The sequence below is a fragment of the Halobaculum magnesiiphilum genome, assembly GCF_019823105.1.
GTDB classification, from domain to species: domain Archaea; phylum Halobacteriota; class Halobacteria; order Halobacteriales; family Haloferacaceae; genus Halobaculum; species Halobaculum magnesiiphilum.
Genome location: NZ_CP081958.1, coordinates 1244084 through 1256333 on the forward strand (window position 1 = coordinate 1244084; position 12250 = coordinate 1256333).

The window sequence follows — 12250 nt, forward strand, 5'->3', positions numbered from 1 at the left end:
AATACCGGGGCCGATCGCCGCCGCCGAGCCGACGACCGGCCGCCGGACGCCCCGATCGTCGTCCCGTCGGTGGCGTGTCATCGAGTAGCACTGCGGGCACACGTTCTTGGGCGCGCTTGCCGAGCGAGTCGGTATGACCGACGAGCCCTCCCCGCCGCCGGACCCGCACACACAGCGCGCGACGGTACGCGACGGATACGACGCGATGGCGGCGACGTATCGCGACGAGCGCGGCGACGACGGCGACGGCACCGAGGCCCCGGAGCGTCCGCTCGTCGACTCGTTCCTCGCCGACCTCTCGGCGGGCGACCGGCTCCTCGACGCCGGGTGCGGGCAGGGGACGCCGGTGTTGAACCGTCTTCCCGCCGGCGTGGAGGGCGTCGGCGTTGACCTCTCTGCGTCGATGCTCGATCTCGCCCGCGAGCGGACCGACGCCGCCCTCGTCCGTGGGGATCTCACGCGGCTCCCGGTCGCGTCGAACGTCGCGGACGCGGCGACGGCGCTTCACTCCGTGATCCACGTGCCGGTGTCCGAGCACCCGGCCGTGTTCGGGGAGTTCGCCCGGGTGCTCCGGCCCGGCGGCCGGCTCTACCTCACGGCGGCGACCGACGAGGACGGGTGGGCGGGCGCGAACGAGGACTGGCTCGGCTCGGGGGAGACGATGGCCTGGTCGTTCCCGGGGCTCGACGAGACGCACGCGCAGCTCCGGGAGGCCGGGTTCCGTGTGACCGACGAGCGCGTCCTCGGCGACACCGTCGCGGACGACGACGGCGGGTCGTGGACGCACCTGTTCGCGCGGCTCCGTGCCGACTGAGCGGGACGACTCCCCGTTTCCCGACTTAGGCGGTCGCGCCGACGCGACTCCCCACCGACTCCACGATGGCGTCCACGTCGAACTCGTCGGATTCCTTATCGAACACCACCTCGCCGTCGGCGCGTACCTCGAAGATCCCGCCGTCGCCGGTGACCAGCGACACCGCCTCGACGTCCAGCCCGAACTCCTCGAGGATCGCCGCCTGAACGCTCTGTGCACGCTCCAGCATCCCGCACGGTACGCAGTACTCGATCTCGACTCGTGTCATACTCCCCTCGTAGGGACGCCCGCGAGGTAAGTCCGACGGCAGCGACGCCGACGGTGACGGCGCCCATCGGCGGCGCCCGCGACCGTCACGCAGCCTCGACGACACCCCAGGAGATCCGGTCCCACAGCCGCTCGTAGGCGTAGTATGTCGCCGTCTTCACGACGTTCGCCACGATGCCGATGTTCACCGCGTCGCTCACGTCGCCGACGACCGCCCACGCGACGACCACCGTGATCGTGACCATCACCGCCCGGTAGCACAGCGTCTTGACGATCGCCCGCCGCCTGTGCTGGAGCGGCGACCGCGGGAGCGAGAGACGCGCCATGTGCGGACCACGGACCGCCGGGGTATAACCACTAGTGCTTGCATCCCGACGGGAAGTAACCAGAGTAAGTTATTTCACGGGTGATCGGTCCCTACCGGAGCAGGTCGAACCCCGGCCGCCACCACAGCAGCGCGACCGTGACGACGAACACGAACGTCGAGGGACCGTAGCCGATCCCCCCGACGGCCGCGACGACGAACCCCCCGCCGCCGACGACCGCGGTGGCCGCGCCGACGAGGATCGGCAGCGAGCAGGAGACACACGAGAACAGCCCGAGCACGCCCGCCACCCCCGCGCTCGCGGCGTCGACGACGGTGCCGTACAGGAGATACACCAGCGCGGCGTAGCCGAGCACCTTCGCGGGCATCATCACCGCGGCGGCGACGCCGGCGTTGACGACGAGCGCCGGCCCCCACCCCGGCGGGAGCAACGCCAGTTCAACGCCCGGCGTCGTTCGCGGGGGCGCGACGCCGAGGACGCCGCCGAAGACGGCCAACAACAACGCGTAGCCGCCGGCGACGGCGAGCGCGCGGCGGCGGCTCCGGGCGTCGCCCGGAGGCGGGCGGTAGCGCGCGAACACGACGAGCGCGAGGTTCACCCAGATCAGGCCGTACAGCGTGAACAGCGGCGAGGAGAGGGACGCGTTCGTGAGCGCGAAGTACGCGACGACGGCCGCGAGCTCCGCGTTGAGGACCAGCGCCGCGATCAACAGGTCGCGGCGGGTGACCGACGGGAGGACGCCGGCGAGCGAGGACGTATTCGTGCTCATGGATGAGAGTTCAGCGTGAAGTCCGCGCGGTCACACCGCGAGCGCGTCGACGACGACGGCGAGCAGGACGACGCCGAGATAGGCGTTCGACGCGTGGAACGCGCGGAACGCCGCGGACTCGTCGCGCTCGTAGTGGAGCCGGACGATCGCCCACAGGAACACGGCGCCGACGACGACGCCGGCGAGCGCGTACAGCCAGTCGAGGCGACCGAGGCTGACCATCCCTGCCGCGACCGCCAACGTCGCGCCGAAGTACCAGACGATGTGGCGCCGGGTCGCGGTCTCGCCGCGCACGACCGGCATCATCGGGAAGCCGCCGCGCTCGTAGTCGTCCTTGTACGCGAGCGCGAGGTTGTAGAAGTGCGCCGGCGTCCACAGGAAGATCAGCGTCGCGAGCGCGAGCCCGCCGACGCCGATCTCGCCGGTCACGGCGGCCCAGCCGATGAGCGCGGGGAGCGCGCCGGCGGCGCCGCCGATGACGGTGTTCTGGACCGTGTTCGGCTTCAATACGAGCGTGTACACGACCGAGTAGAACACGATCGCGACGAACCCGAGGACGGCCGCGAGGGCGTTCACCCACGCGAACAGGCCGACCGAGACGACGGTGAGCAGCAGCCCGAAGGCGACGGCGTTGCGCACCGAGACGAGATCGACCGCCAGCGGCCGGTCGCTCGTGCGCTGCATCCGGCGGTCGATGTCGCGTTCGAACACGTGGTTGAACGTGCCGGAGGCGCCGATCGAGAGCGCCCCGCCGACGAGCGTCGCCGCGACGACCGGCACCGAAAGGCCCGGTCCGCCCGCCAGCGCCATCGCGGCGCTGGCGACCAGACACAGCAGCCACATCAGCCGCGGCTTCATGAGCCGGAAGTACGCCGCCGCCGTGAGACGGGCGCGCCGGACCGGGTCGTCCCGCCACGACGGGATCTCGGGGCGCGGCCCGGGGTCGAGGGGCTCGTCCGCGAGGGCCGGGCCGTCGGAGCCGATCGCGGGCTCGTCGTCCGGGTCGCCCGTGCGGTCCTCCAACTCCCACGCGAGCGCGGCGAGCAGCCCGAAGAACACGGCCAGCCCCCCCACGAGGTGGATCGCCGACAGCGTCACCGGAACTCCCGCGACGACCGCGAGCGTCTCGCGGCCGCCGGTGGCGACGTACGCCCCCAGCAGCGACTGGACGGGGTACAGGAGGAACGATGCCGCGACCGCCCCCGCGACGCGACGGCTCGGGCGGGCCCACCAGGCGGCGACGCCGGTGGCGAGCACGAGCACGCCGACGACGGCCGCGACCGCGCGGTGGCCGAGCGCGACCCAGCCGGCCTCCGCCGTCGGCAGCGCGAACCCGTCACCGCAGGCCGGCCACGCCGTACAGGCCGTGGCGGCGTCGGTGACGGCCGTGGTTGCACCTACCACGAGCAGCAGGTACACCCCCATCGCGCCGGCCGCGAGCAGCGGCGGGAACCGCTTCGATATCACTATCCGCCCTTGCGACCCGCCGCATATCAACCCCGCGCTTTCCGGGCTCGATCTCCCCGGAATCGCCGCGGCGAGCGCGCGCTCACCGGGGGAAGATGTTCGGGTCGAGTCGCGGAACACGGTCCCGCCATCCGGTGTTTCGAGCGACAACAGTAGGTATTTACGTGGCCTGCGCCAACCGCGGTTGTAATGACGCGTACGCGACTGGGGAGCCTGCTGGTCGGGCTCGCCGGGTTGATGCTGTTCGCGACGCCGGTCGCGGCACAGGCATCGACGACGGCGGAGCTGATCAACGGGCTGAACGAGGACCTGTTGTACGTCGCGATCCCGATCACGTTGCTCGTCGAGGTCATTCTCATCTACACCGTCCTGAAGTTCAAGGACAACGACGAGCCGGCGCCGACCCGCGAGAACCGGCGCCTCGAGATCACGTGGACGGTCGCGACGGCGATCATCCTCCTGTTCGTCGGCGTCGCCTCCTACGGCGTGCTGGCGAACCCCGACGTGACCTACACGGGCGGCCCCGAGGAGATCGACGCCGCAGACGGCGACGTCCACGTCGAGGCCGTCGCCTACCAGTGGAACTGGCGGATGAACTACCAGACGTCGAACATCAGCGAGTTGACCGCGAGCGACATCGACACGTCGGTGGTGCCGCAAGCCGAGGGGGTCGAGGGACCGGTGATAGTGGTCCCCGAGGGGCAGGACCTGTTCTTCACCACGGCCTCTGAGGACGTGATCCACGGCTTCAGCGTGCCCGCGCTCGGACTCAAGCAGGACGCCGTGCCCGGACAGGAGATCACGATCAAGACCGTCGCCAAGGAGACCGGGACCTACCAGGGGTACTGCACCGAGTTCTGCGGCGTCGCCCACTCCAACATGTACTTCACCGTCATCGTCGTCGACCAGGGCACCTACGACGAGTTCGTCGACAACCAGACCGGGTCGGACGACCCCGAGAGCGCCTCGCTGAGCGCGCCGGCACCGACCGGCCTCGGCGCGTAATCGACACGCCTCCCGAAACGACCCTTCGCCCGGTTTCGTTGTTCGCTTCGCCGTTTCCTTCCTTCCTTCCGTCCGTCCGTCCTTCCGGCACCCCATCCGTTGACGCCCGCCGCGGGTTCGACGCCGCCGGTCGCGCCGCCGGTCGCGCCGCCCCCGCGTTCAAGTCGCCGGTGACCGTACGGTCGGGCATGCGCGACGAGGCGGAGATCAGAGAGCAGTACGAGTATCTCGCCGAGCAGTTGGACTCCGAGGAGATGCGCCACGAGGGCGTCAGGGAGCTGTTCACCCACTACAAACGCGCGCTCGGGTGGGTGCTCGAGGAGGAGCACATGTGAGGGATCGATCCGCCCGGTAGTTTTATCGCCGTACCGGCGGTATTGATCGGTGACGCTTCGTCTGGAGGGCCGAAGCGTCAGCGGGGACCGATCCGGGCGGCGCGCCGCGGGTGTTTCCGCGGCGCGCCCCCGTTCGTTCTCGGAGCCCGCGGGACAACGCCGCGAGCCGTCGCCGTATCCGTCGGCCGATGACCGGGACCGGCCTCACTCGACGGAGAACCCCGAGTCGGCGGCGTCCCCGTCGGCGCCCTCGTCCCACTCGATCTCGAACTCGACGCTCAGCTCGTCCGGCCCCGACCCGGTCTCCCGTTCGGCTTTCACCTCGAACGTCGCGGTCGCGGGCACCACCATCGTGACCGACTCGCCGCCGCCGGCCAGCGTAAGCTCCCCGTCGGCGTCGAGCTTCCCGGCGACCTCGCGGAGGTGGGCGGCGATCTCGCTGCGGTCCTGACGAGTCTCGGATTTGAACAGCACTTCTTCGGGCATGTCACGGTACTCGTCGGGAGCGGTGAAAAACCAGTCGACCGGGGGGTTCGCGTGGAGTGGACGCTCCGCGACGACGCGATCCAGCGACGGCGGCCGAGCGGTGGCGAGGCGGTGTGGATTCGCCCGGATCTCCGGGGGTGGTCCCGGACACCATCCCGTCTTCGATCGCTGATAGAAGCAATGACGTATCCGTTCATCTACACTACCGCGGGGTCGCCCGAATGTGGAAGCGTCCCGCCTCACGAGCGGACACGACGGTTCCGGTCGTCGGCACGTTTATTTCGGTCCGACAATAACAGTTTCCCGGACATTACCGATGTACGACCTGACCGGGTTCCAGCGTGACCTGTTGTACGTGATCGCTGGGCAAGAGGAGCCGCACGGGCTGGCGATCAAAGCGGAGCTCGAGGACTACTACGAGAAGGAGATCCACCACGGGCGCCTGTACCCGAACCTCGACACGCTCGTCGAGAAGGGACTCGTCGAGAAGGGCCAACGCGACCAACGAACCAACTTCTACACGCTCACGCGACGCGGGCGCCGGGAGATCGAGGCCCGCCGCGAGTGGGAGGGGCGCTACGTCGACCTCGAGTGAGGGCCGGCCCGGTCGCTCCTCGTCGAGCTCCCCGGTCGGGGTTCCCTTCGTCGAGTCTCCTGCCGGATTCTCCTCGCACGCTCTCTCCTCCCCGGCCGAAGCCGAGTCACTCCTCGTCGGACCCCTCCGCCGGCGGCTGTCGGTCCCGAGACGGAGCCTCCTCGGTTCCCCCGCCGTCCTCGACGGCGGCCGGGTCCGACTTCGTGGGAACGACTGACGGCCCCTCTGCGGTGAGGTGTGTGGGATCGACCGCGTACGGCCGGAGCGGCTCCCCGGCGAGCAGCTCCGGGAGGACGATCCGGACGAAGTGCACGACCAACACGAGGAGGATCGGCATGAGGAAGATCCCGTACCACCCGAACAGCAGCGGCCCGAGCGTGTACGCGAGCATCACCGCCCCGACGTGCAGCGAGCGCCCGGAGACGTACGGCCGCAACACGAGGTCGGGGATCGTGTCGACGACGACCAGCGACGCGAGCGCGAACACGCCCACGAACGCCAGCCCTCCGGTGACGTCGTTCGCCACCGCTCGAACCGCCATGAACGCCGTGACCGGAACGTACACGAGCTTCATCCCGACGATCGGGATCAGGCTCGCGACGCCCGCGATCAGTCCGACCAGCGCGGCCGCCGGGATGGCGCCGCCCTCGGGAGCGAACACGTTGAGCACCGAGTAGACGATCACGCCGATCGTGCCGGTGACGATCGCGTTGAGGATGTTCCCGAAGAAGATCGACTTCAGGTCGCGGTCGACCGCGAGCCCGTAGGCGTCGACGATCCCCGCCTGATCGGTGAATCGGACGAGATACCGGCCGAGCCGTCCGCCGTCGCGAAGCAGATAGAACGCGATCGCGAGCATGACGAACAGGTGGACCGCGCCGGTCCCGACGAACGCGACGGTGTCGGCCGCCTGCGCCAGCGAGTTCAGCGCTCCGCCGATCGTCTCGAGCGTGACGTACTGCTGCCAGTCGATCGCCGCGACCTGCGACGGGTCGGTCAGCATGTCGAGGGTGTCCTGCGTGAACGGGAGCTGTTCGAGGTAGCCGTTCCCGGCGATGTCGAGCTCCCGGATCTGGTTGGCGACGATCAGCAGCGCATAGCCCGCGAGCAGCAGTGCCGGCAGCACCATCGCGAAGATGGCGACCGCGGCGGCGACGCTCGGCTGCGGGATCCGCTTGCGGATCCGGTTGTAGACGGGGCGCGTCGCGTAGTAGATGAACACCCCGAACACGAACGTCCCGACGAACGAGTACACCACGAACGTGAGCGCCGCTCCCAGCACCGCGCCGATGCCCCACCACGCCGTCCGCGACCAGTCGACATCGGAGAGCGCCATACCCTGTCCCCTCCGTCCGCCGACAAAAGCGTGTCGCGGGAGCGCACGTCTCGGGAGCGGCGGGCGCTCGCGGCCGGTCCGCCCGAAGAAGTATATACCGCTATAGAGTAATATTGAGGCCATGATCGCGACGGGTGCGGAGGGCGTCGTCGGGGACCCGCTGTCGCTGCCGGTCGTCCGGCTGGCGCTGGCGGCGGCGCTGGGACTGTTCCTGGGGCTGGAGCGCGAGTGGTCCGAGAAGTCCGCGGGGATCCGGACGTTCTCGCTGACGAGCCTCGTCGCCGCGGTGTTCACGCACCTGGCGATCGAGACCGCCGTCGGCGGCGCGCTGCTGGCGGTCGGCGGGATCCTCGTCATCGTGCAGGGGGTGTTGCTGGCGGTCAGCGGGCTTCGGACCGGCGCCGACGGGTCGCTGTCGCTCACGACGTCGGTCTCGTTGCTGGCGGCGTACGGCGTCGGGGCACTCGTCGCCGTCGGCGCCGTCGTGGAGGGCGTAACGGTCGCGGTGGTGTCGGCCGCGCTGCTGGTGTTGAAGCGGGAGCTGCACTCGTTCGCGGGCGACCTCTCGCGTACGGAGCTGCGCTCGATGACCGAGTTCGCCGTCCTCGCGTTCGTCGTCTACCCGGTGTTGCCGGCGGGCGAGCGGGTCGTGCTCGGCGTCCCGCTGGAGCCGCGGGTCGCGTGGCTCATGGTCGTCACCGTCGCGGGCATCGGGATGGTGAACTACGCGCTGGTGCGCACCTACGGCGGCCGCGGCATCGCCGTAACCGGGTTTCTGGGCGGGCTCGCCTCCTCGACGGCCGTCGTCGGGACGATGCTCGATCACGCGACCGACCGGGCGGAGTCGGTGTCGTACGCCGTCGCCGGTGTGCTGTTGGCGGACGCGGCGATGGCGCTGCGCAACCTCGCGATCGCCGTCGCGTTCACTGTCGGCGGCGACGCGCCCGTCCTGCTGGGCGTCGCGGCACCGCTGGGCGCGCTCGCGCTCGGGGCCGTCGCGGTGGCGGCGGCGACGGCCGACTGGCGTACCCGGGTCGACCTCGCCATCGAGTCGCCGTTCTCGCTCCGCAACGCGCTGGCGTTCGGCGCGGCGTTCCTCGTCATCCTCGCCGCCAGCAGCCTCGCGCAGGCCCGCTTCGGCACCGCCGGGCTGTACGCGTCGGCGGCCGTCTCGGGGCTGGTCTCCTCGGCCGGGGCGACCACCTCGGCGGTGCTGTTGTACCGCGGGGGGACCGTCGGCGCCGAGGCCGCGAGCGTCGCCGTCCTGCTCGCGACCGTCTCCAGCGTCGCGGTGAAGGCGGCGCTGGCGTTCGCCGGGCCGCGGGCGTTCGTGCGCCGCGTGGCCGCCTACAGCCTCGTGATCGTCGCCGGGGCCGCGGTCGTCGCGCTCGCGGCGACGATGGCGTGAACGACTCGCTGCCGCGCGTGCGACCGGCGACAGCGCGTGCCGCCCACGACCGCCCGGCATTGGATTTGCCACAAGATCTCCGTCCAGATCCGGACCAGTATCAAGTGAACCACTGTTTTATCATCTACCGTCCGCATCCACCGGCATGGACCGAGACACGGCCGAGGTGAGCGTCACCGAGATGCCTGGCGCTCGCGCCCGCGAGTGGGCCGCCTACCACCGGGACGTCGCCGCGACGACGACGTACGTGTACGACTTCGTGTGGGACATCACCGCCGAGGCCGAGGGCCCGTTATGCACAGACGTGGACGGCAACGTCCTGCTGGATTTTACCTCCCACGTCGCCGCCGCGCCCCTCGGCTACAACAACCCGAAGATCACGGACCGGATGGCAGAGTTCGACATGGTCGACCCGACGAAGATCGCCGGACAGGACTTCTACGTCTCCGACGGCGCCGACCCCGGCGAGTCGGCGCTCCCCGGCCCCGCGGACCTGATGCACGAGCTCGTCGACCGCACGGACCACTACGGGCTCGACACCGTCTTCCTCTCGAACTCCGGCGCCGAGGCCGTCGAGAACGCGATCAAGATCTGCTACGACGCCTCCGGCGGCGGAAAGTACGGCGTCACCTTCGACGGCGCGTTCCACGGCCGGACGCTCGGTGCGCTCTCGCTCAACCGCTCGAAATCGGTGTACCGCCGGGACTTCCCCGAGGTTTCCGGGATCCACGACGTGCCCTTCTGTGACGACCGCGCGTGTTCGCCCGAGACGTGTTCGTGTGGCTTCTTCGTCGACGAGGGGGACACGTCGCTGCTGCGGGAGAAACTCGACCCGAAGACGGGGCACGTCGACCCCGAGGAGACTTCCTACATCATCATGGAGCCGATCCAGGGCGAGGGCGGCTACCGCTTCCCCTCCGAGCCGTTCATGGCGGAGGTCGCCGACCTCGCCGCCGAACACGACATCCCCCTCGTCGCCGACGAGATCCAGTCGGGGATGGGCCGCACCGGCGAGTTCTGGGGGGCGGACCACTACCCGATCGAGCCGGACGTGATCACCGGCGCGAAGGGGATGCGCGTCGGCGCCACGATCGCGAACGAGGACACCTTCCCCGAGGAGCGCGCGCGGCTCTCGTCGACGTGGGGCGCCGGCGACATCGTCGCCTCGGCACAGGGCGTGTTCACGCTGCGGGCCATCGACGAGTACGACCTGCTCGACAACGCGGTCGTCCGCGGCGAGCAGTTCAAGGAGATCGTCCGCGACGCCGACCTCGACGGCGTGACCGACGTGCGCGGGAAGGGCCTGATGCTCGCCGTCGAGTTCGAGTCCCCGGACCTGCGCGACGACGTGCAGGAGGCGGCGCTGCGCCGGGGCCTGCTCACGCTCGCGTGCGGCTCGACGGTGATCCGGATCCTGCCGCCGCTGGACGTGACCGAACGGGAGATCGAGATGGGTGCGGACCTCCTGATCGATGCCGCCGGCGACGTGAACTGAGACGGTCGAACCGTCCCGGCGCCCGCGCCGCCGCGTCTTTCTCGTCCGCCGCCGTTGCGTCCTCGCCCGCTCGCCGCCGTTCCGTCCGTCCCCTCCCGCCGTCGCTACTGCTGGTAGCGCCGCTCGTCGCTGCGTTCGGGGTAGCCGCCCGCGCCGCCGCCGGCGCCCCCGGCCATCTCGTCGTACGTCATCCCCGAGAGGTACTCGTCGTAGGTCACGTCGAACGCCTGCCGGAGGTGGAAGTCGAGGTCGCCGGTGTCGAGCGTCCGCCGGAACAGCGCGTGGATCCCCCGCCGGACGAGTTCGTCGCGGTCGGTGCCGAGCGCCGCCGCGAGCAGCGACAGCTCGTGTTTCGTCTCGCGGTCCAGTTCGACCCCGATCTCGTCGTCGAGGTCGCCGTACTCCGCGGTGATCGCGTCGTCGAGGTCGTCGAGGCTCATGGTGGGTGGGTGTCGCGGCCGGCGGAAACCCGTTACGCTCCGGTTCGGTTCGCCCGGGTCGACCCGTCCGATTCGATCCGTCCGATCCGGGCCGACCGTCGGATCACTCCGCGAGCGCGGCGCCGCAGTACTCGCACCCCGACCCGTCCGCGACGGCACGGGCGCCGCACTCGGGACAGTTCACCGTCGGGGGCGCCGGACCGTCCGCGTCGCCGTCGGCACCGTCGGTGTCGCCGTTGGCTCCGTCGGCGCCGTCCTCGCGTTCGTCGGCGGTGTAGGCGACCCCCATCCCGACCGCCGCGACGGCGGCGCCTGTCGCCAACCACACCAACGGCCCGGCAGCGAGGTAGAACGCGAGGACGCCCGGGAGGACGGCGACGGCCATTCCGGCCAGCAGCGAGGCGAGGACCAGGTCATGTCGCATCGGCGGATGCACGCACGGATCGCCACAAAGGCGTTTCGGGGACCGACCGCGACCCCCTCCGCCGACCGACGCCCGGGACCGTCAGCGCTTTTCGCCCGGCGGTCCCCCGTTTCGGTAATGAGCGCACACCTCCCCGACGACCGCGACCCGGTGCGGGAGGCGCTGATCGCGTGGTACGAGAACGACCACCGCGACTTCCCGTGGCGACGCACCGACGACCCCTACCGGATCCTCGTCTCGGAGGTGATGAGCCAGCAGACGCAACTCTCGCGGGTCGAGGAGGCGTATGCCGACTTCCTCGACCGGTGGCCCGCGGCCGAGGACCTCGCGGCCGCCGAGCGCGGCGAGGTGGTCTCCTTCTGGTCGAACCACTCGCTGGGCTACAACAACCGCGCCAAGTACCTCCACGAGGCGGCCACGCAGGTCCGGGACGAGTACGACGGGGAGTTCCCGACCGAGCCCGACGAGCTCCGGGAGCTGATGGGCGTCGGGCCCTACACCGCCAACGCGGTCGCGTCGTTCGCGTTCGACAACGGCGACGCGGTGGTCGACACGAACGTGAAGCGGGTGCTCCACCGCGCGTTCGGCGTCCCCGACGACGACGCGGAGTTCGAGGGGGCCGCGTCCGCGCTGATGCCCGAGGGGGAATCGCGCGTCTGGAACAACGCGATCATGGAGCTGGGCGGCGTCGCCTGCGGACAGTCCCCGCGTTGTGACGAGGCGGGCTGCCCGTGGCGACGGTGGTGCCGCGCCTACGAGACGGGCGATTTCACCGCGCCGGACGTGCCCGAGCAGCCGAGCTTCGAGGGGAGCCGTCGGCAGTTCCGCGGGAAGATCGTACGCGCGCTCGGGAACCACGACGAGTTGACGCTCGGCGAACTCGGCCCGCGCATCCGGGTCGACTACAGCCCCGACGGCGACGGCGAGGGGAGCGAGGACTGGCTCCGTGGGCTCGTCGGCGACCTGGCCGAGGACGGGCTCGTCGAGGTCACCGACGACGAGGACGGGACGACCGTCCAACTGCGGCGATAGCGTCCGTTCGGGGTCGGCGACCTCGCGGGCGCCCGGAACGTGCCACCGCGT

Annotated in this window: 15 protein-coding genes; 7 read left to right on the top strand and 8 right to left on the bottom strand. The window is 70.5% G+C overall.

The annotated features are described in order from the left end of the window. Positions 1-133 precede the first annotated feature (133 nt). The gene (locus K6T50_RS06240; RefSeq protein ID WP_222608534.1) at positions 134-814 is read left to right on the top strand and encodes a class I SAM-dependent methyltransferase; all 681 of its coding nucleotides are present in this window, start codon (positions 134-136) and stop codon (positions 812-814) included. A 25-nt stretch (positions 815-839) separates the two neighbouring features. On the opposite strand, the gene K6T50_RS06245 is transcribed toward K6T50_RS06240, so the two are convergent. The 4 genes from K6T50_RS06245 to cyoE form a co-directional block, all read right to left on the bottom strand. Beyond that, positions 840-1082, bottom strand: coding sequence for a SelT/SelW/SelH family protein (locus K6T50_RS06245; protein WP_222608535.1), 243 nt, complete (start codon positions 1080-1082; stop codon positions 840-842). A gap of 85 nt (positions 1083-1167) precedes the next feature. Further along, positions 1168-1407 (bottom strand): DUF2061 domain-containing protein, encoded by a 240-nt coding sequence (locus K6T50_RS06250; protein ID WP_222608536.1) that lies wholly within the window; start codon positions 1405-1407, stop codon positions 1168-1170. A 91-nt stretch (positions 1408-1498) separates the two neighbouring features. Further along, positions 1499-2176 (bottom strand): DUF4407 domain-containing protein, encoded by a 678-nt coding sequence (locus K6T50_RS06255; RefSeq protein ID WP_222608537.1) that lies wholly within the window; start codon positions 2174-2176, stop codon positions 1499-1501. A gap of 30 nt (positions 2177-2206) precedes the next feature. After that, positions 2207-3601: a heme o synthase gene (gene cyoE, locus K6T50_RS06260; protein WP_222608842.1), complete on the bottom strand. Its 1395-nt coding sequence runs from the start codon at positions 3599-3601 to the stop codon at positions 2207-2209. A gap of 231 nt (positions 3602-3832) precedes the next feature. On the opposite strand from cyoE, the gene coxB reads away from it, so the two are divergent. Continuing rightward, positions 3833-4648, top strand: a complete 816-nt coding sequence (gene coxB, locus K6T50_RS06265) for a cytochrome c oxidase subunit II (RefSeq protein WP_222608538.1) — start codon at positions 3833-3835, stop codon at positions 4646-4648. Positions 4649-4836: 188 nt separating this feature from the next. After that, positions 4837-4983, top strand: a complete 147-nt coding sequence (locus tag K6T50_RS06270; RefSeq protein WP_222608539.1) for a hypothetical protein — start codon at positions 4837-4839, stop codon at positions 4981-4983. A gap of 204 nt (positions 4984-5187) precedes the next feature. Here the strand turns inward: K6T50_RS06270 and K6T50_RS06275 are convergent, their stop codons facing one another. Next, positions 5188-5469: an amphi-Trp domain-containing protein gene (locus K6T50_RS06275; RefSeq protein WP_222608540.1), complete on the bottom strand. Its 282-nt coding sequence runs from the start codon at positions 5467-5469 to the stop codon at positions 5188-5190. 316 nt (positions 5470-5785) lie between these two features. Here K6T50_RS06275 and K6T50_RS06280 point away from each other — a divergent pair, with 316 nt between their 5' ends. Next, entirely contained in the window at positions 5786-6064 is a 279-nt protein-coding gene (locus K6T50_RS06280) for a PadR family transcriptional regulator (protein ID WP_222608541.1), read from the top strand. Between the two features lie 106 nt (positions 6065-6170). Here K6T50_RS06280 and K6T50_RS06285 read toward each other — a convergent pair whose 3' ends face one another. Then, entirely contained in the window at positions 6171-7400 is a 1230-nt protein-coding gene (locus K6T50_RS06285) for an AI-2E family transporter (RefSeq protein WP_222608542.1), read from the bottom strand. A 121-nt stretch (positions 7401-7521) separates the two neighbouring features. On the opposite strand from K6T50_RS06285, the gene K6T50_RS06290 reads away from it, so the two are divergent. Next, positions 7522-8808: an MgtC/SapB family protein gene (locus tag K6T50_RS06290; RefSeq protein ID WP_222608543.1), complete on the top strand. Its 1287-nt coding sequence runs from the start codon at positions 7522-7524 to the stop codon at positions 8806-8808. A gap of 145 nt (positions 8809-8953) precedes the next feature. Continuing rightward, positions 8954-10303, top strand: a complete 1350-nt coding sequence (locus tag K6T50_RS06295) for an aminotransferase class III-fold pyridoxal phosphate-dependent enzyme (protein ID WP_222608544.1) — start codon at positions 8954-8956, stop codon at positions 10301-10303. Between the two features lie 104 nt (positions 10304-10407). Here K6T50_RS06295 and K6T50_RS06300 read toward each other — a convergent pair whose 3' ends face one another. Then, entirely contained in the window at positions 10408-10743 is a 336-nt protein-coding gene (locus K6T50_RS06300) for a ribbon-helix-helix protein (protein ID WP_222608545.1), read from the bottom strand. Positions 10744-10846: 103 nt separating this feature from the next. Continuing rightward, a complete protein-coding gene (locus K6T50_RS06305) occupies positions 10847-11167 on the bottom strand; it encodes a hypothetical protein (RefSeq protein ID WP_222608546.1) in 321 nt (106 codons plus the stop codon). Between the two features lie 117 nt (positions 11168-11284). Here K6T50_RS06305 and K6T50_RS06310 point away from each other — a divergent pair, with 117 nt between their 5' ends. Next, complete coding sequence (locus K6T50_RS06310) at positions 11285-12199, top strand: HhH-GPD family protein (protein ID WP_222608547.1); 915 nt, start codon at positions 11285-11287, stop codon at positions 12197-12199. Positions 12200-12250: the final 51 nt, after the last annotated feature.